The organism is Pseudomonas sp. GOM6 (assembly GCF_029537485.1).
In the GTDB taxonomy this organism is placed as follows: domain Bacteria; phylum Pseudomonadota; class Gammaproteobacteria; order Pseudomonadales; family Pseudomonadaceae; genus Aquipseudomonas.
In genome coordinates this window covers 1-26,392 of record NZ_JARPUS010000018.1, presented here as the reverse complement: position 1 = coordinate 26,392, position 26,392 = coordinate 1, and the positions used below count along the sequence as shown (strand labels likewise).

Here is a 26,392-nt window from a genome sequence, read left to right as displayed (position 1 = left end):
AACCCAACCTACGGCAACAGAATGGTCGAACCGGTGGTCTGCCGGCTGGCCAGGGCGATCTGCGCCTGGGCGGCTTCGGCCAGCGGGTAGCGCTGACCGATCTCGACCTTGATCTGACCGCTCTCGACCAGCGCGAACAGCTCGTCGGCCATGGCCTGTAGCCTCTCGGCGCTGTTGGCGTAGGCGAACAGGGTGGGCCGGGTCACATAGATCGCGCCCTTCTGCGCCAGGATGCCGAGGTTGACCCCGGTGACTGCCCCCGAGGCGTTACCGAAGCTGACCAACAGGCCACGCGGCGCCACGCAGTCCAGCGAGCGCTCCCAGGTGTCCTTGCCCACCGAGTCATAGACCACCGGGCACTTGGCCCCGTCGGTCAGCTCCAGCACGCGCTGCACCACATCTTCGTGGCTGTAGTCGATGGTCGCCCAGGCGCCATTGGCCTTGGCCAGCGCGGCTTTTTCCGGCGACGACACGGTGCCGATCAGCTTTACGCCGAGGGCCTTGGCCCACTGGCAGGCGAACAGGCCGACGCCACCGGCGGCGGCATGCCAGAGAATGGTCTGCCCGGCTTTAACCTCGTAAGTCTGGCGCAGCAGGTACTGCACGGTGAGGCCCTTGAGCATCATCGCCGCGGCCTGCTCGAAGCTGATCGCGTCCGGCAGCTTGACCAGGTGTTGCGCCGGCAACACATGCACTTCGCTGCAGGCGCCCAGCGGGCCGGTGGCGTAGGCCACGCGGTCGCCGACCTTGAGATGGCTCACCGCACTGCCCACCGCCTCGACCTCGCCGGCGGCCTCGGTGCCCAGGCCGGACGGCAGTGCCGGCGGCTGGTACAGGCCGCTGCGGTAGTAGGTGTCGATGAAGTTCAGGCCGATGGCGCGGTTGCGTACCCGCACTTCCTGCGGGCCCGGCTCGGCGGGCGTGAAGTCGGTGTATTCGAGCACTTCCGGTCCGCCGTGCTGGCTGATCTGGATTCGCTTGGCCATGTCTCGTGCTCCTCGGCAAAACGCCCATACAACGCCGTGGACTGACCGCCGTCAAGCCAGCAGCGGATGCGACGATGGTATGCTTGCGCCCTCTTCTGCCCAGCCCGGACCCATGCCGTGAGTGAACGTACCCAGGCCGTGAAGGCCTACCTGCTCGATCTGCAGGATCGCATCTGTGCCGCCCTCGAAGCCGAGGACGGCGGCGCCCGCTTCTTCGAAGACAGCTGGGAGCGCCCCGCCGGCGGTGGTGGCCGCACCCGGGTGATCGAGAACGGCGCGCTGATCGAGAAGGGCGGGGTCAACTTCTCCCATGTGTTCGGCGACAGCCTGCCGCCGTCGGCCAGTGCCCATAGGCCCGAGCTGGCCGGGCGCGGTTTCGAGGCCATGGGTGTGTCGCTGGTGATCCACCCGGAAAACCCGCACGTACCCACTTCGCACGCCAACGTACGTTTCTTCAGCGCCGAGAAGGCCGGCGAGGACCCCGTATGGTGGTTCGGCGGCGGTTTCGACCTCACCCCCTACTACGCCAACGAGGAAGACTGCGTGCACTGGCACCAGGTCGCCTTCGATGCCTGTGCGCCGTTCGGTGCCGAGGTCTACCCGAAGTTCAAGGCCTGGTGTGATCGCTACTTCCACCTCAAGCACCGCGGCGAGCCGCGTGGCATCGGCGGGCTGTTCTTCGACGACCTGAATGAGTGGGACTTCGACACCAGCTTTGCTTTCCTGCGCGCCATCGGCGATGCCTATATCCAGGCGTACCTGCCCATCGTGCAGCGGCGCAAGGCCACGCCGTTCACCGAGGCGCAGCGCGAGTTCCAGGCCTTCCGCCGTGGCCGCTACGTCGAGTTCAACCTGGTGTTCGACCGTGGCACCCTGTTCGGTCTGCAGTCCGGCGGGCGCACCGAATCCATTCTCATGTCGCTGCCGCCGCACGTGCGCTGGGGCTACGACTGGAAGCCCGAACCGGGCAGCGAGGAAGCGCGCCTGACCGAGTACTTCCTGCAGGATCGCGACTGGCTTGGCGAGGCCGCGAAGTGACTGATCGTTACGGCGTATTCGGCAACCCCATCGGCCACAGCAAGTCGCCGCTGATCCACCGCCTGTTCGCCGCGCAGACCGGCCAGGACCTGTCCTACGAGGCCCTGCTGGCGCCGCTGGACGACTTCCCCGGCTTTGCCCGCGCCTTCTTCGCCGAGGGCCGCGGCGGCAACGTCACCGTGCCGTTCAAGGAGCAGGCCTATCGCCTGGCCGACGAGTTGAGCGAGCGCGCCCGCCGCGCCGGCGCGGTGAACACCCTGAAGAAGCTCGATGATGGACGCCTGCTCGGCGACAACACCGACGGTGCCGGCCTGGTGCGTGACCTGACGGTGAATGCCGGGCTCGACCTGGCGGGCAAACACATCCTCCTGCTCGGTGCCGGTGGTGCCGTGCGCGGCGTGCTGGCGCCGCTGCTGGCCGAACGACCACAGAGCCTGACCATCGCCAATCGTACGGTGGAGAAGGCCGAACAGCTGGCGCATGAGTTCGCCGACCTCGGCCCGGTAGCCGCCAGTGGCTTCGACTGGATCAGCGCGCCGGTCGACCTGATCATCAACGGCACCTCGGCCTCGCTGGCCGGTGAACTGCCACCGCTCGACCCGAGCCTGATCCGGCCCGGCCACACGGTGTGCTACGACATGATGTACGGCAAGGCGCCGACTGCGTTCAACCGCTGGGCCACCGAGCATGGCGCGGCGCGCCGCCTCGACGGCTTGGGCATGCTGGTCGAGCAGGCTGCCGAAGCCTTCTTCGTCTGGCGTGGCGTGCGCCCGGACAGCGCGCCGGTGCTGGCCGAGCTGCGTCGCCAGCTGAGCTGACATGCCCTACCTGCTGATCGTCACGGCCCTCTGGGCCTTTTCCTTCAGCCTGATCGGTGAGTACCTGGCCGGGCGGGTCGACAGCGACTTCGCCGTGCTGGTGCGGGTACTGATTGCCGCGCTGGTGTTCCTCCCCCTCACCCTCTGGCGCGGCCTGCCGAGACGGATGCTGGCCGGCTTCTGGCTGGCCGGGGCGCTGCAGTTCGGCATCACCTACCTGTGTCTGTACCGCAGCTTCCAGGTGCTGACGGTGCCCGAGGTGCTGCTGTTCACCGTGCTCACGCCGATCTACGTGACCCTGCTCGACGATGCTCTGGCCCGCCGCTTCAGCCCCTGGGCGCTGCTTGCCGCGCTGGTGGCGGTGGGCGGCGGGGTGATCATCCGCTTCGACAAGCTGGAAGGTGACTACCTGCTCGGCTTCATGCTGCTGCAGATTGCCAACGCGACCTTCGCCGCCGGCCAGGTGCTCTGTCGCCGGCTGTTGTTGCACTACCGGCCGGCGCAACCGCTGCATCGTTTCTTCGGCCACTTCTTCCTCGGCGCGCTGGTGCTGGTGTTGCCCTCCTTCCTGCTGTTCGGCAATCCGGACAAGCTGCCGCAGACTGCGGTGCAATGGGGCGTGCTGGCCTGGATGGGCCTGTTCGCCACCGCGCTGGGGCTGTACTGGTGGGTCAAGGGCAGCACCCAGGTGGACGCCGGCACCCTGGCGATCATGAACGAGCTGCACGTGCCGGCCGGGCTACTGGTCAACCTGCTGATCTGGAACCGCGACTTCGATCTGCCGCGCCTGGCCGCTGGCGGCGCAGTCATCCTCCTGGCCATGGGCCTGTTGCGCCTGGGCCGCCGCAGCGCGCCCGCGCTCGCCTGAGGCGCAGCGCACACTTATACTCACGCCATTCGCCAGCAGGGATCGCCAGGCATCACTCGACCGTGCGGATCCCGACCGTGAAAAAAATGCTTTCCTTCGCCGGCCTGTTGCTGGCCTGCCTGACCCTCACCGCCCCCGTCACCCAGGCGGCGCCACAGACCCAGGAACTTGCCTCCGGCAGCGCCCTGCTGGTCGACCTCAACAACAACCAGGTCCTCTACTCCAGCAACCCCGACCTGCAGGTGCCGATCGCTTCGGTGACCAAGCTGATGACCGCCATGGTGGTGTTGGACGCCAAGCAGCCGCTGGATCAGCAGCTGCCCATCGTCATCAAGGACGTCCACGAGATGCGTGGTGTGTATTCGCGCGTACGCATCGGCAGCCAACTGAGCCGCCGCGACATGCTGCTGCTGACCCTGATGAGCTCGGAAAACCGCGCCGCCGCCAGCCTGGCCCACCACTACCCGGGCGGCGTGCCGGCCTTTGTCGCGGCGATGAACGCCAAGGCCCGCGCCCTGGGCATGAACCACACCCGCTACCGTGAGCCCACCGGCCTGTCGGAGGGCAACGTGTCCACCGCCAACGACCTGGTCAAGCTGATCAAGGCCGCCGGCCAGTTTCCGCTGATCGGCCAGTTCAGCAGCACCCGCGAGCACGTCCAGCAGTTCGCCAAGCCGCGCTACAGCCTGGGCTTTCGCAACACCAACAGCCTGGTGCACAAGGCCAACTGGAGCATCCAGCTGACCAAGACCGGCTTCACCAACGCCGCCGGCCACTGCCTGGTGATGCGTACGCAGATGGCCGGCAAGCCGGTGGCCTTCGTGGTACTGGATGCCTTCGGCAAGTACACCCACATGGCCGACGCCAATCGCCTGAAGAAGTGGCTGGAAACCGGCCAGGTGAGCCAGGTGGCGCCGGCGGCGCTGGCCTACAAGAAGCAGAAGCAGGCTGAGCGCGCACGTACCATGCAAGCCGCGCAGTAAGGTCGGCAGACAGAAAAAGCCCAGCACGAAGCTGGGCTTTTTTGTGCTCACTGTCCTGTCGGGGACAGTGCTGTGCAGAGGTGTCTGGTGCCTCGCCAGCAACCCCAATAGTCCATCGAAGGCTGGGCCATTCGGGTTTGGTTTTTATATCTCAGCCACACACACCTTGTTTCGTCCCGAATGTTTCGCCGCGTAGAGCGCCTTGTCGGCAGCATCGATCAGTGCAGTGCCCTCCAACTCGGCACATGACGCTACGCCCGCACTCAGGCTGACACTGAAATCCCCCACTTCACTGGAGAACGCTATTCCGGAGAATTGCTGGCGAATTTCGTCCAGTATCTGCACGGCTTGAGCGGCACTGCACTCGGGCAGTACGGCGAGGAATTCTTCGCCGCCGTAACGGCCAATGCCGTCGACTCTACGCAGCCTCTGCCTGAGCAGGTTGGCCAGTGCCCGAATGACGTTGTCGCCCACCGCATGGCCGTATGAGTCGTTGACCTTCTTGAAATGGTCGATGTCCAGCATGACCACACTTGCGGGCTTGCCTGTGCGCAAGGCTCGTTCTTGCTCGACGGCAACCTGCTCCTTGATGTCCGCGTGCTTCAGCAGCCCTGTCAGACTATCCCGTGACAATGCATTGCTGAGCAGCCTTGCTCTCTGGGCTCGAGCAAACACCGTGGTGATCAGGCTTTTGTCGGATATCGGCTTAGTGATGAAATCATCACCGGCCTTGAGCAGGGCATTCATCTGCAGGCCGATATCGGTCTCGGCCGACAGATAGATGATCGGCATTCTGATCCAGTCGTCGTGGAAGCGAATCATCTGCGCCAGCTCAGTTCCCGAGCAGCCCGGCATATTCACATCCAGCAGCAGCACCTCTGGGCTGAACTGAGCAATGGCCTCGAACAACCGGCTCGGCTCACTGACCACCTCCGCCAGCATGTTGGCGCTGCCCAACACCAGTCGGTAATGACTGGCCAGCTCATAGTCATCATCCACGATCAATACGCGGTATGGCGTTCCGCCCTGCTGTGCGAAACATTGCTCAAGGCGACTTTCCAGCTTGGCCACATCAACCGGTTTGCTGAAAAAGCCGACGGCCCCCAGGCGTGCTGCCTGTAGCTGGGTAGCGAAGTCATCCTGCGTCGTCAGTACCAGTAGCGGAGGCATTTGCGGAAGATGAGCCAGCAGTGAAGCTGCATATTCCAGGCCACTCTGGCGATCATTACCAAGATTGACATCGACAATCAGTGCGTCCGGGCTCTGCTGAGCTATCGCCTCATCCAGTTCGCGAGAGCAGATGAAGTGGCGGGCTTGGTAACCAAAGGTCGAGAGCGTGCGCCGGATGCTCTCGCCCACATTTTCCTCATCCTCGAGTATGTAGATGAGGCGGGAGTCCTCCTGAGAAGCGCTGTTGCGTGGCAGCGCGACAGAGGCTGGGGCTGGCGTCGCCATGGCGGAGAGATCTGAAGTGCCTGCCAGTATCTGGAGCTGATCGATAAAGCTGTCGAGCCCCTTGCGCTGCAGCTCCAGGCTGCTGAGCCATTGCTGAGACTGCTGTTCCAGTAACCGAGCCTGATGCCCCAGGTCCTTGAAACCAAAGGTCCCGGCACTGCCAGCCAGCTTGTGCAGCTGTTCGCGCAGATCCTGCAGGCATTCAATCTGCTCTGCGGGATCGGTGGAGCGCTGTAATTGCTGCGCCCTGTCTGCCAGCTGCGGCAACTCTTCCTCAAGGCGTTTGGCGAACTGTTCGCCCAACAGCTGCAGCTGGGCGTGCAGGTCAGCCAATTGCTTCTGTCTATCCATTCGAGCGGCTCCAAATGGCGCGTATCTGACTCGCCAACTGCATGGGGTCGAAGGGTTTAATGATGACGTCACGTGCACCCAGGCTCAGGTAGTGCGCGATTTCCGGAGGCTGGACCTTGGCGGTCATAAAGGCGACCGGAACAACGTCGATATCGACCAGCGCTACCAGGCGCTCCAGCGTTTGCGGGCCGTCCATGCCGGGCATCATGACATCCAGCAGAATAAAGTCCGGCGCAAAATCCGCCACCTTGTCGAGTGCTTCCTGGCCACTGCTGCAGCTCAGCACCTCGAATCCGCCGACAGCCTCCAGAGCCACCTTGGCAACGGCCTGAATGGAGGGATCGTCCTCCACATGCAATATGCGTTTCAGCTCAGGCATGGGTATCCCCTTTGGTCGGTAGCAGGCGAGCGAGCACATTCAAGAATGCCCGCGGTTCTGTTCGAGATTTTGCCAGTGCCGCTTCGACAGAGCTTAGTTGTTCCGTCGACAGCTCTGTCGAAGACAGTACCACTATCGGCAGCCCCGGGTGGGACTGGTGGATCTCCTCGATCAGGCTGGAGCCATGGCCGTCTGGCAGGAGCAGATCAAGCAGCACCAGACTCCATGAGCCGCGTGCCAGCTGCTGGCGGGCCTCCACGAGAGTGCTGGCCCCCACAAATTCCGCGAGATTTCTGGCCTGCTCGGCAACCACCCTGCGCAGATCGGGGTCATCCTCGATATGCAGAATGCGCGGTTTGCCCTGCACGTGGCCGAGTGCACGACGCAGGCCGCTCAACAGCCGATGCGGGTCAATGGGTTTATCCAGCCAGTCCACCAGGTGGATACCACCCTGCAGATTGAGGCGGCCGTGATCGGCCGCTGCGGAGATGACCATAACGGGCAAGTCTCTCGTGCGCTCTGCACGCTGAATCTCCAGTAAAACCTCAAACCCGTGGCCGTCAGGCAGGCGCAAGTCCAGGGTAACGGCGGCCACGTCATGTGTTGCCAGGATATGCCGCGCCTCAGCCAGGTTTTCAGCCAGCAGCGCCCGATAACCTCCCCCTTCCAGCAGTGACTGCAACAGCCGGGCTATATTCAGATCGTCTTCGACCACCAGGATGGTTGGGCGCTGCATTTCAAGCAGTGGAAGGTTCTCGGCCAGTACCGGGAGCTCGAACCAGAAGGTGCTGCCCCGGCCCTCATGCGAGTCGAAACCCACCTGCCCGCCCATGCGCTCAATGAGTTCCTTGGTGATCGCCAAGCCAAGTCCGGTGCCACCCTTTTGCCTTTGATCGCTGCTGTCTGCCTGGGAGAACTTCTGGAAAATGTGCGAGTGGAAATGCTCGGGAATGCCCCGCCCAGTGTCGGTGACGCTGACCCTGACGCGCCCATCCCGTAGCGTGCCGTGCACCCGCACCGCCGCGCCAGGCGTGGAAAACTTGATGGCGTTGGACAAGTAGTTGGCGAGCACCTGTTGCAGACGAAGCGCATCGGCGCGCACGGTGATGGTGGGCATGGTGTCGAGCACCAGCTGCACCTGGTGCTGCTCGGCATAGGAGGCATTGCTGAGCAGGGCTTCACTGAGTAGTTGGCCCAAATCAAGGCTGGTGAGCTCGAAGCTGAGCTTCCCGGCAGCCAGCTTGTCCATGTCCAGCAGGTCGTTAATCAAGTGGGAAAGCCGCTGGCTGTTCTGCTGGGCAATCACCAGCATGGGTCGCATGCTCTCGGGCACGGTGCCGAGAGCGCCGCCGTTGACCAAGCCCAAGGAGCCCGAGATCGAGGTCAGCGGTGTACGCAGCTCATGGCTGACCGTCGATACAAAATCATTCTTGAGCTGTTCAATGCGCTTCTGCTCGGTGAGATCCATCGCAGTGCCGCTGGCACTGAGCATGCGGCCCTCGGGCGAGCATTTAATCAATGCGCGCAGCAGCACGTGGAGTGGCTGGCCATCCTGGCGTATCAACCGGCATTCGTGATTGAGGTAATGCTCCATGACTCCTGCGGGGGCCACGAGTTGCTCACGCAGCGCGGCGACATCGTCAGCGTGAACCAGTTGCAGAAGGTCCTTGAGGGGCGGCTGAGGCCCCTGGTCGGGATATCCGAGCATCCGCCAGGTATGCGCCGAGGCAAAGAAGCGACCCGCCTCGATGTCCTGGTCCCACCAGCCATCATGTCCCCCCTGCAGGACGCGCTGGAGTCTTGCTTCGCTCTGACGCAGCTGGGACGTCATGTCGCTGGCCAAGGCGATGGCCCGTTGCTGGCCGTTGGCAAGTACCTGGGTCAGAAGGAACAGCAGCAGGCTGATCACACCGCCCAGGCCGAGCAAGAGCCCCTGGCCTTGCTGGAAGCGCTCGTAGAAACCAGGCTGCGCATAGAAGCTTACATAGACGGGCTGGCCAAACAGCTCCAGCAACTGGGTGCGTGAAGGCTCGCCCGCCGCCTCAAGCCGCGGGTGGCTGATGAAAATCCTCTGCTCAGGGGAGGCTGTCGCGCCGGTGTAGAGGGCGAAGTCGATCTGCAAATCCCGACTGTCGAGCAGCGCATTCATCAGGTCGGTTACGCGGTAGGGGCTATACACGAAACCGCGTAACGCCGCCCAGCGTTCGGCGCTTGAATCCAGCTGAGCCCCCGCCTGATAAACGGGTACGTACATCAGCAAGCCCGCTTGCACCGGCCCGTTATTCTCCTGGAGGAGCGTGACCTTGCTGCTCAGCTGGGCAAGGCCGGTTTCCGCTGCCCTGACCATCGCGGCTCGCCGCGTGGGCTCGGAAAACATGTCATAGCCAAACGCCGCCAGATTGCGCCCCGAAAAGGGTTCCAGATAGGTGATCGAGGTGTACAGATCGCGTTTGCCCGCCGGTTTGATGGCGAACTCGGTAAAGCCCTCCTGGCGCACGCTCTGCTCGAATGCTTGCAATTGATCCGGTTGCACGGCCTGACTGTAACCCAGCCCGAGAATGCCCGGATAGTTGGACTCCAGATCCAGGCGTTGGACATAGCGCCGCCAATCGTCCCGGCTGACGTCGGCGCTGGCGTCAAACAGACCTGCCGCCCCTAGGAGTATCTGGCGATGGTTGCTCATGCGCTTCTCGATCGCCTCCAGCACCTCATCGCCCAGTTGCTGGAACTCCTCAGCGGCTGCTTTATCCTGGATGGCGCACAACGCATACCAAGCCCCCAGCGTGGTCAGCAAGCCGCACAACAGCACCACGAAAGGCATCCACCTGGGGCCTTTGGCCACCGCATGTTCAAGCATCGTCATTGCGTTTCATCCTTAAGTGGAGCCGGTAGCTCAATCCAAAAAACCGTGCCGCCTTCCGGGCGTGAAGAAAAGCCAATGGCGCCGCCCATGCGCTCCATCAGCTCTTTGCTGATGGCCAGTCCCAGCCCGGTGCCGCCTTTCTGCCGGCGGTCACTGGCATCGGCCTGGGCGAACTTCTCGAAAAGCCGATCGGCAAACTCGGCAGAAATACCCGGACCCTGATCCATCACCGAAACCCTGATCTGCCCATCTAGTGATTGACCTGAGAGCAGCACCTGGCCCCCAGCTGGCGAGAACTTCAGCGCATTGGACAGCAGATTGCTCAGCACCTGCTGCAAGCGCAGAGGGTCCGCCATGACCTGCACTGCCGGGCCACCGATGTAGCTGAGCTGCACCTCATGCTGACGGGCGAACCCCTGATGGTTGCTGGCACACTCGGCGAGAAAGCTGTCGAGTTCCAGTCGTTGCGGAATAAAGCTCATCTTGCCCGCGAGCAACTTGTCCATGTCCAGCAGGTCATCAATCAGCTGGCGCAGACGCTGGGTATTGCTTTGGGCAATCAGCAGCATCTCGCGCATGGCGTCCGGCACAGGGCCCAACGCCTCGCCATTGATCAAACCCAGCGAGCCGGCAATGGAGGTCAGGGGGGTGCGCAGCTCGTGGCTGACGGTCGAGACAAACTCGTTTTTCATCTGCTCCAGGTGTTTTCGCTGAGTGATATCGGTGATGAAGCCATGCCAGAGAATGCTGTCGTCGGCACGTTGCTGCGGCATGGCTCGGCCTTCCAGCCAGATGGGCCCCTTGGTGGGATGCAGGAAGCGGTACTCCTGGTGCCAGACGCTGAGGTTTTCCCCTGAGGCCTGGATGCTGCTGGTCACGGCGGGAAGATCGTCCGGGTGGATGCGTGCGAACACGATGCTCGCATCCTCTCGCACCTCTTCGGGCTGCAGTCCGTACACATCCTGTAGCCCCTCGCTGGCGTAGGGGAAACAGCTGCGGCCGTCGGGATGCAGCTGGAACTGATAGACCACCCCCGGCAGTTGCCCGGCGATGTGTTGCAAGCGCTGCAGGGCTTCCTCGCGGTAGCTCAGGTCATTAAGGATGCACAGATAGCCCAGCTGCGCACTGCCATCCATGGCAATTGGCGTCAGGCTGAACAGCACGGGAATGCGCTGTCCCTTGCGGTGTTGGGCACTCAACTCATGCAGGCTGGTCTGTCCATGACTGCCGTTGGCGGAAGGGCTGACTGCATCATGGCGCAGCTGGCGATCTTCATCCGGTAGTATCAGTTGCAGGCTTTGTCCGCTCAGGGCATCCGCCTCATAGCCCAGCAGAGGACGCACGCCAGGACTGGCCTGGCGGATCACGCCCTCCATGTCGGTGACCAGCACCGCAGTCCCCACACTGCTCAGAATTGCCTTGTGCAGCGCCGCCTGCTCACGCTGACGGCGCGTCTGCAAACGCAGCTCGAACAAGTGAATAGCCTGCTGCGCGAGCAGTCCTAGCGCTGCCTTCTGTTGCGCATTGAGTTGCCGTGGCTGGCGATCAATCACACACAGGGTGCCCAGGTTATGGCCCTCATCGTCAGCCAGTGGCATGCCCGCATAGAAGCGAATATCCGGGGCGCCGGTCACCAGCGGGTTGTCCCGAAAGCGTGGGTCGAGCTGGGCGTTTTCCACTTCGAATAGGCTTTCGCCGTTGATGGCGTGCGCACAGAAGGCCAGCTCTCGCGGCGTTTCATGGGCGTCCAGCCCTTGCCGACTCTTGAACCACTGACGCTCGGTATCGATCAACGAGATCAGCGCAATAGGGGTTTGGCAGATCTGCGCCGCCAACGCGGTGATGTTGTCGAACATGGCCTCGGCAGGCGTATCGAGAAGCTCGAGCTTGAGCAGGGCGGCGAGCCGGCTGCTCTCATTCGATGGCGTGGGAGGATGGCTTGGAGTCTTGCGTTTCGTCATACCTTGACCACCTGATTGGCAATGGGCAGCTCGAACCAGAAGGTGCTGCCCAGGTGTTCCTGTGACTCGTAACCCATGCGTCCCGACATGGCTTCGATCAGCTCCTTGCAGATGGCCAGTCCCAACCCGGTGCCGCCCTTCTGCCTGGCATCGCCGGCGTCCGCCTGAGAAAACCGGCTGAATATTCGGCTCTTGAATTCGTCCTTAATGCCGATACCCCAATCCTTGACACTAACCCGCAGCCAGTCGTGGTCGACAGTTGCCTTGAGTGTTACGACCGATCCGGGCGGGGAGAACTTGACCGCGTTGGAAATCAGGTTGGCCAGGACCTGGGTCAGACGCTGGCTATCGAAGGCGACGTTGACCTCTAGAGGATTACCGACCAGCTCAAGCCCAACCTGATACTGGTCGGCATACGGCTGGTTGTGCGTTACGGCATCTTCAAGCAGCGGCCAGATGGGGTGCTCGCGGATGTCGTAGCGCATTTTTCCGGCCATCAGCTTTTCCATGTCGAGCAGGTCGTTGATCAGCTCCTGCAAGCGCGAACTGTTGGCTTGCGCGATGTGCAGCAGTGACTGCATCGCTGGCGGTACCTCGCCCAGCGCGCCGCCGTTGATCAGGCCGAGCGAGCCTGCGATGGAGGTCAGGGGGGTGCGCAGCTCATGGCTGACGCTGGCAATGAACTCGCGCTGCAACTGCTGAAGGCGCAAACGCTCGGTGATGTCCTGAATATGCAGGATGCAGAGTGCTTCGCCCGTCACCGACTGGCCAAGCCAGGAGGCACTGCATTCGACGTCGACAGGGTTCTGCTCTGCATCCAGCAGCCGTATCCACCAGCCCAGGCGCGACTGTCCGGACTCTTGGGCGAGATGTTGGTGCAACAGTTCACGGTCACTCGGCAGGCAGAAATCAGCCAGTACCGCGCCGACCAACTCCTTGTGGCTGCGCTTGAGAAGTTGGCGCAGCGCCTGGTTGGCTTCCAGCAGATACCCCGAGGCGTTGAGCATGGCCATTCCCTGTGGCGCCAGGTCGAAGGCTCGCATGAAATCCTGCTGGCTCCTGCTCAGCGCCTGAGCCAGGCTAGCTCTGCGACGGTGCAGATGCATCATCCAGGCCGCCAGGCAGGTGATGAGCAGGGCCATGCTCCAGCCCAAAGCCCTGGCCAGGCCTAAAGCAACCCGCGGCGGGGATGTACTCGAAACCTGCAGTTGCCATTGCGCTCCGGCCAGCGATACCGGCAGGCGAACGTTGCCGGCCGAGGCTGCTGGCGGGGCATCGAAGGGTAGCAGGGCAATCGCGAGATCACGCTGGCGCGCCAAGGCATCCAGGTAAGCCATGAGCCGGTCGTAATCAATCACCGTGCTGATCAGCCCCCAGTAGTGTTGATCCTGCAGATACACCGGCACCCTGTAGACAAGCCCCCTACCGCCCTGCACCAGATTCAGGGGGCCATCCAGCTGCGGCGCCCTGTTTGCGATGATCTGCTGAACCTGCGGCCACTGCTCGGCAAGGTCGGGGTAGTAAAGCCCCAGAGCGGACTCGTTTCCTGCAAGCGGGTAGAGGTAAGCAATCCGGTTATCCGGCGCCAAGCCGATATTGCGGATATAGCGTCCCTGGGTGAACAGTCCACGCAGCCAGGGTTGCAGTTCGGTCGCGTCCAGGCGGCCCTGCTTGGCCGGTATGTAACTGGCCAAGCCGCTGGCGAGGTGCAACGTGGCATTGAGTTCGGCCAACAGAACCGCCCTCATTTCATAGCCCTGGGCACGCAGAAAACGCTGCTCTTCCTGATCCCTGTACTGGTTGTAGCGCCACAGCCCAAGCTCCACCAGGCCGCCCATGACCAGCAGTGTCGCCACAAGCCATATCCAGGCAATGACGCTTGGCGTGTGGTTGGGCCGGATCAAGGCTGTTGCTCCACGGGCAGCTCCACCCAGAAGACCGTGCCCTGGCCCTCGACGGACTCAAAGCCGATGGCTCCCGCCATGCGTTCAATCAGTTCCTTGGTGATCGCCAGCCCCAGGCCGGTCCCGCCTTTCTGCCGGGTATCCGTGGCATCAGCCTGTGAGAACTTGCCAAAAATGCGCGCGCGAAAGGCCTCAGGGATCCCCACGCCGAAGTCACGCACACTGATGCGCACCCGTGTTTCGACCAGGGCTGCAGAAACCTCAACGTCAGCGCCCGGCGCAGAGAACTTGGCCGCATTGGAGAGCAGGTTGGCCATGATCTGATCAAAGCGCTGCCTGTCCACCCGCACCTCGACCTCCAGCGGCGGCGGCTTCAACTGCAGAGTCACCGAATGCTGCGTGGCATAGGGCTGGTTCTGTTCGACGGCCGTCTCCAGCAGCGGCCAGAGTTGCAGGGTGTGCAGATCAAACGTCATTTTGCCGGCCACCAGCTTGTCCATGTCCAGCAGGTCATTGATCAAACCTGACAAGCGCTGGCTGTTGCTCTGGGCGATCCGCAACATTTCCCCCATCTGTGCAGGGACCTCGCCCAACGCTCCGCCGTTGATCAGGCCGAGCGCTCCGGCAATTGAGGTGAGCGGTGTGCGCAACTCGTGGCTGACGGTGGAGACGAACTCATTCTTCATGCGCTCGATGCGCTTGCGCTCGCTGATGTCGCGGATTACGGCGATAAAGCGACGCTGACCCTGCAGGGTGATCTGCGACACCGCGAGCTCCATGGTGAACAACTCGCCATTGCGCCGCAGTCCAGGCAATTCCAGGTCCTTACCCAGCATGCGGGGCACGCCACTCTTGCGGTAGGCCAATAGGAACTCATCATGCTGATCGCGGTAGTGCTTGGGCATCAGCAATTTAACGTTTTGCCCTGTCACGTCTGCCTTCGTGTAACCGAAAATCCGCTCGGCAGCCGGGTTGAAGGTTTCAATCTGCCCTCTCTCGTCGATGGTCACGATGGCGTCAATGACGTTGTCCAGCAGGGTGCTGAGGTACTCTTCACGCTCGCGCAGGCGTTTCTCGGCCTCGAAGCGATCCGTGATGTCCTGAATCTGTGACACGAAGTGCAGGGGTAAACCCTGAGCATCGCGGACCAACGACACACTGAGCAGAATCCACAGCACGTTGCCGCGCTTGTCGACGTAACGCTTATCCAGCTGGTAGTCGGCGATCACGCCCTCCACAAGCTGCTGCAGAAGCGCCAAATCCTTGGCCAGGTCATCGGGATGAGTGATGTGCTGAAAGTCGAGCTGCAGTAATTCCTCACGGCTGTACCCCAGCATGCGACAGAGGGCGTCATTGACCTCCATCCAGCGCCCGTCAAGGTCGACGATGGCCATGCCCTGGGGGGCGGTATTGAATGCGCTACTGAAACGCCGCTCGCTCACGCTCAGTGCATCCTCGGCGGCCTTGCGGTCGCTGATATCCCAGATAAAGCCGGATACCCAGAGCAGCTCGCCGTTGGCGCCATACTCCCCCCGCCCCTGCTCGCGTACCCAGACGCTGTGACCGTCGACATGCTGGAGCCGGTAGGTCAGCTCAAATTTTTCATGTCGCTCAATGGCTTCGACAGACTGGTAGGTGATGTGCAGGTCATCAGGGTGCACGACACTGGAGAAGCTGCGTACACGGTTATCAATGAAGTCACTGGCCGGAAAGCCGGTCAGGGAAGCGACCTCATCGCTCATGTAACGCATGGTCCAATCGGCATCGTTTTCACAGCGATAGACAACCCCGGGCAGGTTGGCCACCAGCTCCCGGAAACGGTTTTCGCTCTCCTGCAACGCGCCAGCAGTGGCCTCCAGCTCGGATATATCGCTGGCAATGCCCAGAAAACCGGAGGGCGAGCCCTCCCGGTCGAAGATGGCACTCACCGTCAGGTTTACCCGGCGCCGAGAGCCATCCTTGTGTACGTAGGTCCACTGCCGCGTTTCGGGCTCTCCCTGCCGCGCCAGATGGACGAAAACCTCGAAACCACTGATTTCGCGACCTACCAGCTGGGAAAGCTCGCGGCCTCGTTGCTCCACCTCTTCACCCAGGTGGATCAAGGCCGGAGTCTGGAGCCCAACCACTTCCTCTGCCTGATAGCCCAGCAGGCGTTGAGCGCCGCGGTTGAACAGCGTAATCAGCCCATCAGGGTTGGTGGCGATGACACTGACGCCGGTTGCCGAGTCGAGAATGGCCTGCAGTTGAGTACTGGTGCGATGGGCCTGCTCCTGCTGCTCGCGCATCTCGGTGATGTCGGCATGGGTGCCATACATCATCAGAGGCTTGCCGTCAGCGGTCCAGCTCACTACCCGTCCACGGTCATGCACCCACACCCAGCGGCCCGACTTGTGGCGCATTCGACACTGATAGTCATAAAAGGGTGTTTCGCCCCTGAAGTGGCGCTCCAGGCGGGCGCCTGACTCGGTGAGGTCATCGGGATGGGCGTGGTTCAACCAGGTGTTGATGTCGACGGGGGCCAGTTCTTCAAGGCGGTAGCCGATGATCTCCGCCCAGCGTTCATTGAAGGTGGTTTCCCCGGTCTGAACGTTCCACTCCCATGTACCAATGTTGGTGCCGTCGATGATGCACTTGAGGCGTTCTGCCTGCTCTGCAAGGGCTTCATCGGTTCGTTCTTGTTTGGACGTCTCTCGCATTCAAAGCCCCACTACTGGCAGGTGCAGTCAAATAGCTTAGATGAACCCTGAATCACCCCGGCTTTTGTGGCGAGGCTGTCATGGCCTGATCTGGAGACAGCTTGCCCCAGACTTGGCAGGTGCGACGGGTTGGCGCTGCATAAAACAATAAGCCCGCGCGGCGCGGGCTTGTTGGGGGGCATGGCACTGCTTGAAACGGGATGACTGGTGCCGGAGACAGGAATCGAACCTGCGACCTTCGCGTTACGAGTGCGCTGCTCTACCGACTGAGCTACACCGGCGTGGCTGGCAAATTAGCAGCTGGTTGCGGGCCGGGCAATTGCCTTGCGCGGTTGCTCGGGCATTGCCTGGTGAACGGGTGGTGCGCTGGGTTTCGCGGCGCTCTACCCAGCCTACCCTGAGCCCGCCGGGCTAGAGGAACCAGCGGTACTCCCGCGCGCTGATGGCGTGCATGAACTGCAGGTGGTCCTGGCGCTTGTTCTCGCTGTAGACGAAGACGAACTCGCTACCGAGCTTCTCTTTCACAACCTCGTGGCAGGCCATCTGCGCCACGGCGGTGAGCATGTCCTTGGGAAAGTCGATGCCGCTGTCACGGTCGTCATTGAGCGGGGCGATCGGCTGCAGGCGCTGTTCCAGGCCGTGCTCCATGCCGCTGAGGATGGCCGCGAGGACCAGGTAGGGGTTGGCGTCGGCGCCGGCCAGGCGGTGTTCGAGGCGCAGGTTCCTGCCGTCGGATTCCGGGATGCGGATGCACGCGTCGCGGTCCTCGAAGCCCCAGCTGGCCTTGCTCGCCGAGTTGACCATGGCGCCGTAGCGGCGGAAGGCGTTGTGGTTGGGGGCGAAGATCGGCATGCAGTGCGGCAGCAACGCCAGGCAGCCGGCCACGGCGTGGCGCAGCGGGCGTTGCTCGTCCTGGTCGAGCAGGTTGCGGCCGTCGCGGTCGTACAGGCTGACGTGCACGTGCATGCCGCTGCCCGGTGCGTCCAGGTAGGGCTTGCTCATGAAGCTGGCCCTGTACCCATGTTTCATCGCCACGCCGCGAGTGCTGCGGCAGAACAGGGCGGCCTGGTCGGCGGCGTGCAGGCCATCGTCGCAGTGGGCGAAGTTGATCTCGAACTGCCCCGGGCCGAGTTCGGCGGTGATTACGTTGGCGTCGACGCCCTGCTCCTGGGCGGCCTCGACCATGTCGTGCAGCACCTCGGAGAAGCGCGACAGGCGCTCGATGTGCATGTTCGGCTGGTCGTCCTCGTCGCCGGTCAGTGGGTCGCGCGGGAACTGCGGCAGGCCGCTGTCCAGCGTGCGGTCGAACAGGTAGAACTCCAGCTCGAAGGCCACCACCGGGCGAATGCCCTTGGCCTGCAGACGCTTCAGTACACGGGCCAGCACCTCGCGCGGTTCGAACTCGATGGGCGCTTCGGTGCCGTCGGAGCTGATCAGCATCTGCCCCAGCGGCTGCTTCTCCCAGCGCACTGGCTTGAGGGTGCCGGGAATCAGCCGGCGCGGGGCGTCCGGGTCGCCGTCATTGAAGCAGTAGTCGCCGATCGGGTGCAGGCCACCCTGGGCGCCGAGCAGCACGCAGTTCTGCGGCAGCTTGAGCGGGCCGCCGGCGGCGACCTTCTCCAGCATGTCGAGGGGGTAGCGCTTGCCGTAGAAGTGCCCGGGGATGTCCAGGCAGATCAGGTCGACGTAGCGCACGTCGGGGTGGGCGGCGCGGAAGGCGCGGACTTCGCTGAGCAGGTCGGGGAATCTTGTTGTTGTCATGGCGATATCTGCAGGGTTCAGGTGAAGACCCACAAGACGCGTGTGGGTTGATCGGTGAGGTTGGCGTAGCGGAACTGGGCGTGCGGCGGCAGCTGGAAGCTGTCGCGGGGGCCGAGGGTGACCGGTTCGGCATCGTCGCCGTACCAGACCGTCAGCTCGCCTTCGAGGACGAAACCGCCCTGCTCCGAGCTGTCGTTCAGATGGCCCTCGCCGCTGCTGGCGCCGGGTTCGAGGAAGCTTTCCAGCATGGCGAAGCCGCCGGCCATGCCGGGCGAGGCCAGCACGTCGGTGATGCCGCCGGCGTAGTACAGGGTGCGGCGCTCGTCCGGGCGGGTCACCCAGCGCACCGCGCGCGGCTTGCCGGGGTTGTAGAAGTAGGTGGTCGGCACGCCCAGCGCTTCGCTGATGGCGGTGAGGTCGGCGACGGTTGGGCGTGACAGGCCGCGCTCGACCTGGGACAGGAAGCCCACCGAGCGGCCGATGCGCTCGGCCAGCTCGCCCAGGGTGACGTTCTTGTGCTTGCGCAGGTCGCGCACCAGGATCGCCAGGCCTTCGATTTCGTCCTGTTTTTCCATGGGGATGTCCTTCTGGCGTAGCCCGGATGCAATCCGGGGGCGGTTGTCCCGGATTGCATCCGGGCTACGGGTATTGGGTCAAAAGAGATCGCGCAGCCGGTACCAGGCCTTGCCCACCGCCTCGATGGGCGCGGCCAGCAGGTCGCCGCCGGGGAAGCGCGGGTTGTCCAGGCCCTGGTACAGGTTGAGCAGCTCATCCTCGCCGAGGATCGCATCGCTCACCGCCCGGGCGGCGGCCAGGGTCGGCAGGATGCCGTGGCCGGAGAAGCCCTGTAGCCAGTACTTCTGTCCTTCGCGGCCGACATCCGGGGTGCGGTGCATGGTGCAGTCGATATGCCCGCCCCAGCCGTAGTCGATCTGCACCCCGCGCAGCTGCGGGAACACGCGTTCCAGGTAGGGCCGGGTCGCCGCCGGCACATCCTCGGGGATGCCGCCCAGGTAGGTACAGCCGCCGCCGAACAGCAGGCGGTTGTCCGGGGTGACGCGGAAGTAGTCGGGGACGAACTGGTTGTCGATGGCACAGGTGCCCTTGGGGAACAGCGACTGCGCCAGCTGCGGGTCGAGCGGCGCGGTGGCCACCTGGTAGGAGCCGACCGGCAGCAGGCGTTTGGCCAGACCGCGGTCAAGATCGTCGACATAGGCGTTGCAGGCCAATACCAGTACGTCGCCGCGCACCTCGCCGTGCTCGGTGTGCACGCGGTAGCCGTCGCCGCTTTCCTCCCAGCGGGCAGCCTTGCTCTGCTCGAAGATGCGCCCGCCGTGGGCCTCGATAGTCGCGGCCAGGCCCTGGGCCAGCTTCAGCGGGTTGAGGTGGGCGGCGCCGGCGTCATGCAGGGCGGCCAGGTAGCGCGGGCTGGCGATCCACTCCGGCAGTTCTTCTTTGGCGATAAAGCTCAGCTGCCGGTAGCCGTACTTCTGTTCGGCTTCCTCCAGGCTCTCCTGCAGCTGGCGTACGCGGCGCGGCAGCACGGCGGTGTACAGGGCGCCGGTGCGATAGTCGATATCGAAGCCGTGGCGCAGCGGCAACTCGCGCATCTCGTCGGCGGCCCAGGTCATGCTGTCCCACAGGCGCTTGGCGCGCTCCAGGCCGAGGGCCTTTTCCAGCGGCGGCATGTCGCAGGACCAGCCCGGCAGCGCCTGGCCACCGTTGCGCCCGGAAGCGGCCCAGGCCAGGCGGCTGGCTTCGAGGATCACCACCTTCTTGCCGGCCAGCGTCAGGCGCAGGCCCGTATGCAGGCCGCTGAAGCCGGCGCCGACGATCACCACGTCGCAGTCGAGCGACTCCTGCAGGCGCGGGCGCAGGGGAATCTGGCCGTAGGTGCCGGCGTAGTAGGTGCCAATGTGTTGGGCGGACTGCTTGAACATGGTGACCTCGTGAAATTTGTTCTTATGAATTTCATGAAAAAATACACAATAAAATTCACAAGGCCAAGACTGCCCGGTCAGTTTTTTGCCCAGTCATGCGCTACCAGGCTGGCGCTCAGGTAGTCGAGGAAGCAGGTGATGCGCGCTGCCAGCGCGGTGTTGCGGTAATACACCGCGTTGATCGGCTGGCGCCGCTCGCTGCGGTGGCCGGCCAGCACTTCCACCAGGGCGCCGCTGGCGCGATCCCGGTCGGTCATGAAGTCCGAGAGGCACACCAGTCCAGCGCCGGCCAGGGCCAGCTGGCGCAGGGTCTCGCCGCTGGAGGCGCGCAGGGTTGGGGTGATCGTCAGGCTGTCGCCCTGAGCGTGGCGCAGCGGCCAGCTGTTGAGGTGCTCCAGCTGGGTGAAGCCGAGCAGATCATGACCGCTCAGGTCGTCTGGCCGCTGCGGTGTGCCGCGGGCGGCCAGGTAGACGGGGCTGGCGAGTATGCGCACCGGGCTCTGCCCCAGCGGCCGCGCATGCAGGCTGGAGTCGCGCAACGGGCCGATGCGGATGGCCAGGTCGGTGCGCTGCTCCAGCAGGTCGATGTTTTGCTCGTTGCTGGTCAGCTCCAGCTCGATTTGCGGGTAGCGCTGGCGGAACCCCGCGACCAGCGGCACCAGCACGTGCAGCATGAAGGGCGTGGCGGCATCGACTCGCAGGCGTCCAGCCGGCACCTGGCGGCGCAGGGCCATTTGTTCTTCTGCCTCATCAACCGCGGCGAGGATGCGTCGGGTCTGGGTGAGGAAGGCGGCACCCTCCTCGGTCAGCTCCAGGCGCCGGGTAGTGCGACGTAGCAGGGTGACGCCGAGCTTGTCCTCCAGCCGGCTCAGGGCGCGGCTGATGCCTGAAGCGGTCTGCCCCAACTGATCGGCAGCGGCACTGATGGAACCGGCATCCACCACCTGGGTGAAGGCCTGCAGCTCGTCCAGGGTGGTTTTCACTGATGATTCCTCGGCAGCAATGATGAACGGATTGTTCGCCTTGATTCACGAGTCTGTGCCCACCGGCTCATGCCTGCAACGCTTCGGCGACGGTTCTTGCCTGGATGCGACACTGCCGGCCCGGGGGCGTGCGGTGCCTGGTCGGGACGGCTATCCTGCCGATTTTCACCGTCAGGGGCAGGCCATGCAGATTCGCAGCGATTTCGACAGCGGCAATATCCAGGTGCTGGACGCCAGCGACCCGGGCCGGGTGCGCCTGGCTATTCGCAAGGACTTCGCCAGCGATCACTTCCAGTGGTTCCACTTCCTCGCCGAGGGCCTGACGCCGGGACAGACCCACCGTTTCACCCTGGAGAACGCCCCGCAGTCCAGCTACAAAAATGCCTGGACCGGCTACCGGGCGGTGGCCAGCTATGACGGTGCGGACTGGTTCCGTGTGCCCACCACCTATGACGAAGGCGGCCTGCACTTCGAGCTGCTGGCCGAGCGCACCAGCGTCCGCTTCGCCTACTTCGAGCCCTACTCCCGCGCCCGCCATGCCCAGCTGCTGGTCAAGGCGCTGGCGCTGCCCAACGTCGAGCTGCTGGCCTGCGGCAGCAGCCTGCAGGGCCGCGAGCTACCGCTGCTGCACGTACGCGGCACGGCCGCCGCGCCGCGCAAGGTCTGGCTGATCGCCCAGCAGCACCCGGGCGAACACATGGCCGAGTGGTACATGGAGGGGCTGATCGAGCGCCTCGGCCAGGATGACGACGAGCTGCGCGCCCTCCTCGCCCAGGCCGACCTGTACCTGGTGCCGAACATGAACCCGGACGGCGCCTTCCTCGGCAACCTGCGCACCAACGCCGCCGGCCAGGACCTCAACCGCGCCTGGCAGGCGCCCTCGGCCGAGCGCAGCCCGGAAGTGCTGTTCGTTCAGCAGCAGATGGCGGCGATTGGCGTGGACTGCTTCCTCGATATCCACGGCGACGAGGAAATCCCCCATGTGTTCACCGCCGGCTGCGAGGGCAACCCGGGCTTCACCGCGCGCCTAGAGGCGTTGGAGCAGGAGTTCCGCCAGCGCCTGATGGCCATTGGCGAGTTCCAGGTGGCCCACGGCTATCCGCGTGACCAGCCGGGCCAGGCCAACCTGGCGCTGGCCTGCAACTGGGTCGGGCAGACCTACGACTGTCTGGCCTACACCGTGGAGATGCCGTTCAAGGACCACGACGACAGCCCGCAACCGCGTACCGGCTGGAATGGTGCACGCTCCAAGCGCCTGGCGCGGGATGTGCTGACGGTGCTGGCGGCGATGGCCGGCAAGCTGCGCTGAGCGCTTTGGCCGAATCGCAATGCATTCAGTCACCTCCGGCGCCTGCAATGCACGGCGGCTGATGCTGCAATCGGGACGACTCCCACAATGAGCGTCCCGCCATGTCCGAGACCCGTACCCGTATCGCCGATATCCTCAGTCGCGAGGAAATCCGCACCCTCACCCAGCGTTGCGACTGGCACGGCGCCTGGGCCGTTTTTTCCACCTGGGGCGTGCTGGCGCTGACCTTCGCCGCGCTGGCCTGGGCCCAGGCGCATCTGCCGTTGTGGGCCTTTACCCTCGCCCTGCTCGCCGGCCTGGCGGTGATCGCCGGGCGCCAGCTGTGCCTGGCCATCCTGCAGCACGATGCGGCCCACGGCACCCTATTCAAGAGCAAGTGGGGCAACGATGTGCTGGCCGACTGGCTGTGCGCCCGCCCGGTGTGGAATGAGCTGCACAAGTACCGCCCCTATCACCTGGTGCACCACGCCAAGACCTCCCGCGAGCAGGACCCGGACCTGTCGCTGGTGGCCGGCTTTCCCACCACGCGCACCTCGCTGCTGCGCAAGCTGGCGCGCGACTTGTTTGGCATCACCGGGCTCAAGTTCATGCTCGGCCGGGTGCTGATGGATGCCGGCGTGCTCAAGTGGACGGTGGCCAACGACGTGCAGGTGCTGCCGCAGGACGGGCGGCGCTGGTGGAGCTATCCGCTGACCTTCCTGCGCAACGCCGCCGGCATGCTGATCACCAACGGTCTGCTGCTGGCCGCGCTGTGGGCCTGCGGCGAAGCCTGGCTGTACGGCGTGTGGGCGCTGGCCTATGTCACGCCGTTCCCACTGTTCATCCGCATCCGCTCGATGGCCGAACACGCCTGCCTGGAGCCGAGCCGCGACACCCTACGCAACACCCGCACCACCCGCGCCGGTTGGCTGGCCCGCGCCTTCGTCGCGCCGATCCGGGTCAACTACCACATCGAGCACCACCTGATGGCCTCGGTGCCCTACTTCCGCTTGCCGCAGCTGCACGCGCTATTGCGCGCACGCGGCCTGACCCCCGAGCCGCCGAGCTACTGGCAGGTGCTGCAGATCGTCAGCAGTCGCTGAGCCCGGTCACCTGCGCAGCCCTGTGGGAGTAGCTGTCTTTATCAGGCCGACTCCATGCGTGGCAGCGAGCACCTGTAGGAGGGCCTTGGCCGCGACTGAGGCCGCACAGCAGCGACGCGGCCAAGGCGGACTGCCGCCACCCCTCCCACATAAAGCAGCTGCCGCTGAAACGAAAAAGCCGCCCGAGGGCGGCTTTTTCTATTACGGGGCGAACTCAGCGACGAGCGCCGCGCACGCCTTCGGCCAGCTGGGCGCACAGGCTGAGTACGCCGTCGATGGCCTGGGCCGGCGATTCGGCCTTGGCGATCTGGTCGACCAGTGCTGAGCCCACCACCACGCCATCGGCGCGGCGCGCCACGTCGGCGGCGTGCTCGGGGGTGCGGATGCCGAAGCCGATGCACAGCGGCAGGTCGGTATGCCGGCGCAGGCGGGCGACGGCCTGCTCGACGTGGTCCATGGTCGCCGCGCCGGCACCGGTCACGCCGGCTACCGAGACGTAGTAGACGAAGCCCGAGCTGCCGTTGAGCACGGTGGGCAGGCGCTGGTCGTCGGTGGTCGGGGTGGTCAGGCGGATGAAGTCCAGACCGGCGGCCTGAGCCGGCTCGCACAGCTCGTCGTTATGCTCCGGCGGCAGGTCGACGATGATCAGGCCGTCGACCCCGGCTTCCTTGGCGTCGGCGATGAAACGCTCGACGCCGTAGGCGAAGATCGGGTTGTAGTAGCCCATCAGCACCAGCGGCGTGCTGCTGTCGGTGACGCGGAATTCGCGGACCATCTGCAGGGTCTTCGGCAGGTTCTGCTTCGCCGCCAGGGCACGGATGTTGGCCAGCTGGATCGCCGGGCCATCGGCCATCGGGTCGGTGAAGGGCATGCCCAGCTCGATCACGTCGGCGCCGGCGGCCGGCAGGCCCTTGAGGATTTCCAGGCTGCTGGCGTAGTCCGGGTCGCCGGCGGTGACGAAGGTCACCAGCGCGGCGCGGTTCTGTTGTTTCAGCTCGGCAAAGCGGCTCTGCAGGCGGCTCATGCGTGCTTCTCCTGTTCGGTCATGTGGTGCATCACGGTCTGCATGTCCTTGTCGCCGCGGCCGGACAGGTTGACCACCATCAGGTGCTCCTTGGGCAGCTTGGCCGCGCGCTTGAAGGCTTCGGCCAGGGCGTGGGCCGACTCCAGCGCGGGGATGATGCCTTCCAGGCGGCAGCACTGGTGGAAGGCCTGCAGGGCATCATCATCGGTGCAGGGCACGTATTCGACGCGCTTTATCTCATGCAGCCAGGCATGTTCGGGGCCGACGCCCGGGTAGTCGAGGCCGGCAGAGATCGAGTGGGCATCGGTGATCTGGCCGTCCGCGTCCTGCAGCAGGAAGGTGCGGTTGCCGTGCAGCACGCCCGGCGCGCCGCCGGCCATGCTGGCGGCATGCTTGCCGGTGTCGATGCCGTGGCCGGCCGCTTCGACGCCGACGATCTGCACGCCTTCGTCATCGAGGAAGGGGTGGAACAGGCCGATGGCGTTGGAGCCGCCGCCGATGCAGGCGACCAGCGAATCGGGCAGGCGCCCTTCCTTCTGCAGGATCTGCTCGCGTACTTCGTTGCCGATCACTGCCTGGAAGTCGCGGACCATGGCCGGGTACGGGTGCGGGCCGGCGGCGGTGCCGATCAGGTAGAAGGTGTTGTCGACGTTGGTCACCCAGTCGCGCAGGGCTTCGTTCATCGCATCCTTGAGGGTGCCGGTGCCGGCGGTGACCGGGATTACCTCGGCGCCCAGGAGCTTCATGCGGAACACGTTGGCCTGCTGGCGATCGATGTCGGTGGTGCCCATGTAGACCACGCACTGCATGCCGAAGCGCGCGGCCACGGTGGCGGTGGCCACGCCGTGCATGCCGGCGCCGGTCTCGGCGATGATGCGCTGCTTGCCCATGCGCTTGGCCAGCAGGATCTGGCCGATGCAGTTATTGATCTTGTGCGCGCCGGTGTGGTTCAGGTCTTCGCGCTTGAGGTAGATCTTCGCCCCGCCGAAGTGCTCGGTCAGGCGCTCGGCGAAGTACAACGGGCTGGCCCGGCCGATGTAGTCGCGCTGGAAGTAGGCCAGCTCCTCGAGGAAGGCGGGGTCGGTCTTGGCCTTTTCATACTCGGCCGCCAGCTGGTTGATCAGCGGCATCAGGGTTTCGGCGACGAACTGGCCACCGAAGCGGCCGAACAGGCCCTTGGCGTCGGGACCGCTGCGGAATGAAGTCATGTCTGGCTCCTGGCGGGAGTGGCTAATCGGGTGATGGCGCCATTCTACCCCTGGCTGCCGGTCTGAAAAGCGATTAGATTGCGCTAACCTGTCAGAAAAACTCACCAATGCCATGAGCCGAGAACTGCCCCCGCTGAATGCCCTGCGTGCCTTCGAAGCCGCTGCCCGCCTGCAGAGTGTCAGCCAGGCGGCGGAAGAACTGAGCGTTACCCATGGCGCGGTGAGCCGGCAAATCCGTGCGCTGGAGGAACAGCTTGGCCTGGCCCTGTTCGTCAAGGATGGCCGTGGCGTAAAACTCACCGATGCCGGCGTGCGCCTGCGCGATGCCGCCTCCGATGCCTTCGAGCGCCTGCGCGGCACCTGTGCCGAGCTGCGCCAACGCCAGGACGACGCGCCCTTCGTGCTCGGCTGCCCCGGCAGCCTGCTGGCGCGCTGGTTCATTCCGCGCCTGGATCGCCTCAACCGCGAGCTGCCGGAGCTGCGCCTGCAGCTGTCGGCCAGCGAGGGCGAGCTTGACCCGCGCCGCCCCGGGGTGGACGCCACCCTGTGCTTCGCCGCGCCCCCCTGGCCGGCGGACATGCAGGTGTTTGAGCTGACCCGCGAGCGCATCGGCCCGGTGCTGAGCCCGCGCTACGCCCGCTTCGCCGAACTGGCCGAGCGTCCCGCCGCCGCCCTGCTCGGCGAGCCGCTGTTGCACACCGCCTCGCGCCCGCAGGCCTGGCCGCAGTGGGCCCAGGCCCAGGGCCTGGACCCGGCGGCGCTGCGCCAGGGCCAGGGCTTTGA

20 protein-coding genes and 1 tRNA gene are annotated in these 26,392 nt (G+C 64.4%); 7 read left to right on the top strand and 14 right to left on the bottom strand.

What is annotated here, in order from left to right; all coding sequences use genetic code 11:
• Window positions 1-8: 8 nt before the first annotated feature.
• Complete coding sequence (locus P7A97_RS17830; RefSeq protein ID WP_277691461.1) at window positions 9-986, bottom strand: NADPH:quinone reductase; 978 nt, start codon at window positions 984-986, stop codon at window positions 9-11.
• Between the two features lie 117 nt (window positions 987-1,103).
• Between P7A97_RS17830 and hemF the strand changes: the two genes are divergently transcribed.
• The 4 genes from hemF to pbpG all read left to right on the top strand — a co-directional run bounded on the left by hemF (window position 1,104) and on the right by pbpG (window position 4,693).
• Window positions 1,104-2,024 carry an oxygen-dependent coproporphyrinogen oxidase gene (gene hemF / locus P7A97_RS17825; protein ID WP_277691460.1) on the top strand — a complete coding sequence of 307 codons (921 nt, stop codon included), beginning with the start codon at window positions 1,104-1,106 and terminating at the stop codon, window positions 2,022-2,024.
• Window positions 2,021-2,842, top strand: coding sequence for a shikimate dehydrogenase (gene aroE, locus P7A97_RS17820; protein ID WP_277691459.1), 822 nt, complete (start codon window positions 2,021-2,023; stop codon window positions 2,840-2,842). Before hemF ends, aroE begins: the two co-directional genes overlap by 4 nt.
• A gap of 1 nt (window position 2,843) precedes the next feature.
• A complete protein-coding gene (locus P7A97_RS17815) occupies window positions 2,844-3,710 on the top strand; it encodes a carboxylate/amino acid/amine transporter (RefSeq protein WP_277691458.1) in 867 nt (288 codons plus the stop codon).
• 86 nt (window positions 3,711-3,796) lie between these two features.
• Complete coding sequence (gene pbpG, locus P7A97_RS17810) at window positions 3,797-4,693, top strand: D-alanyl-D-alanine endopeptidase (protein WP_277691516.1); 897 nt, start codon at window positions 3,797-3,799, stop codon at window positions 4,691-4,693.
• Between the two features lie 144 nt (window positions 4,694-4,837).
• Here pbpG and P7A97_RS17805 read toward each other — a convergent pair whose 3' ends face one another.
• From P7A97_RS17805 to P7A97_RS17755, 11 genes are all read right to left on the bottom strand, one after another.
• Window positions 4,838-6,499 carry a diguanylate cyclase gene (locus tag P7A97_RS17805; protein WP_277691457.1) on the bottom strand — a complete coding sequence of 554 codons (1,662 nt, stop codon included), beginning with the start codon at window positions 6,497-6,499 and terminating at the stop codon, window positions 4,838-4,840.
• Window positions 6,492-6,878: a response regulator gene (locus tag P7A97_RS17800; RefSeq protein ID WP_277691455.1), complete on the bottom strand. Its 387-nt coding sequence runs from the start codon at window positions 6,876-6,878 to the stop codon at window positions 6,492-6,494. Before P7A97_RS17800 ends, P7A97_RS17805 begins: the two co-directional genes overlap by 8 nt.
• Window positions 6,871-9,741 (bottom strand): CHASE domain-containing protein, encoded by a 2,871-nt coding sequence (locus P7A97_RS17795; protein ID WP_277691453.1) that lies wholly within the window; start codon window positions 9,739-9,741, stop codon window positions 6,871-6,873. The genes P7A97_RS17800 and P7A97_RS17795 overlap by 8 nt, the downstream gene beginning before the upstream one ends.
• On the bottom strand, window positions 9,738-11,702 hold the full coding sequence (locus P7A97_RS17790) for an ATP-binding protein (RefSeq protein WP_277691452.1): 1,965 nt from the start codon (window positions 11,700-11,702) through the stop codon (window positions 9,738-9,740). The genes P7A97_RS17795 and P7A97_RS17790 overlap by 4 nt, the downstream gene beginning before the upstream one ends.
• Window positions 11,699-13,558 carry an ATP-binding protein gene (locus P7A97_RS17785; protein WP_277691451.1) on the bottom strand — a complete coding sequence of 620 codons (1,860 nt, stop codon included), beginning with the start codon at window positions 13,556-13,558 and terminating at the stop codon, window positions 11,699-11,701. Before P7A97_RS17785 ends, P7A97_RS17790 begins: the two co-directional genes overlap by 4 nt.
• Before the next feature lie 44 nt (window positions 13,559-13,602).
• Window positions 13,603-16,302: a PAS domain S-box protein gene (locus tag P7A97_RS17780; protein ID WP_277691450.1), complete on the bottom strand. Its 2,700-nt coding sequence runs from the start codon at window positions 16,300-16,302 to the stop codon at window positions 13,603-13,605.
• A gap of 205 nt (window positions 16,303-16,507) precedes the next feature.
• Window positions 16,508-16,583 (bottom strand) — tRNA-Thr (locus P7A97_RS17775).
• A 130-nt stretch (window positions 16,584-16,713) separates the two neighbouring features.
• The gene (locus P7A97_RS17770; protein WP_277691448.1) at window positions 16,714-18,063 is read right to left on the bottom strand and encodes a glutamine synthetase family protein; all 1,350 of its coding nucleotides are present in this window, start codon (window positions 18,061-18,063) and stop codon (window positions 16,714-16,716) included.
• Between the two features lie 17 nt (window positions 18,064-18,080).
• Entirely contained in the window at window positions 18,081-18,638 is a 558-nt protein-coding gene (locus tag P7A97_RS17765; protein WP_277691446.1) for an XRE family transcriptional regulator, read from the bottom strand.
• A 78-nt stretch (window positions 18,639-18,716) separates the two neighbouring features.
• On the bottom strand, window positions 18,717-20,003 hold the full coding sequence (locus P7A97_RS17760; RefSeq protein WP_277691445.1) for an FAD-binding oxidoreductase: 1,287 nt from the start codon (window positions 20,001-20,003) through the stop codon (window positions 18,717-18,719).
• Window positions 20,004-20,080: 77 nt separating this feature from the next.
• Complete coding sequence (locus P7A97_RS17755) at window positions 20,081-20,986, bottom strand: LysR family transcriptional regulator (protein WP_277691444.1); 906 nt, start codon at window positions 20,984-20,986, stop codon at window positions 20,081-20,083.
• A gap of 184 nt (window positions 20,987-21,170) precedes the next feature.
• Here P7A97_RS17755 and P7A97_RS17750 point away from each other — a divergent pair, with 184 nt between their 5' ends.
• Both P7A97_RS17750 and P7A97_RS17745 read left to right on the top strand, forming a co-directional pair.
• Window positions 21,171-22,295 carry a M14-type cytosolic carboxypeptidase gene (locus tag P7A97_RS17750; protein WP_277691443.1) on the top strand — a complete coding sequence of 375 codons (1,125 nt, stop codon included), beginning with the start codon at window positions 21,171-21,173 and terminating at the stop codon, window positions 22,293-22,295.
• A gap of 101 nt (window positions 22,296-22,396) precedes the next feature.
• Window positions 22,397-23,377, top strand: coding sequence for a fatty acid desaturase family protein (locus P7A97_RS17745; RefSeq protein ID WP_277691442.1), 981 nt, complete (start codon window positions 22,397-22,399; stop codon window positions 23,375-23,377).
• 214 nt (window positions 23,378-23,591) lie between these two features.
• Here the strand turns inward: P7A97_RS17745 and trpA are convergent, their stop codons facing one another.
• Window positions 23,592-24,401, bottom strand: coding sequence for a tryptophan synthase subunit alpha (gene trpA / locus P7A97_RS17740; protein WP_272794423.1), 810 nt, complete (start codon window positions 24,399-24,401; stop codon window positions 23,592-23,594).
• Window positions 24,398-25,609, bottom strand: a complete 1,212-nt coding sequence (gene trpB, locus P7A97_RS17735; protein ID WP_277691440.1) for a tryptophan synthase subunit beta — start codon at window positions 25,607-25,609, stop codon at window positions 24,398-24,400. The genes trpA and trpB overlap by 4 nt, the downstream gene beginning before the upstream one ends.
• 112 nt (window positions 25,610-25,721) lie before the next feature.
• Between trpB and P7A97_RS17730 the strand changes: the two genes are divergently transcribed.
• Window positions 25,722-26,392: LysR family transcriptional regulator (locus P7A97_RS17730; RefSeq protein WP_277691439.1), on the top strand; the 671-nt coding region annotated here is incomplete at its 3' end.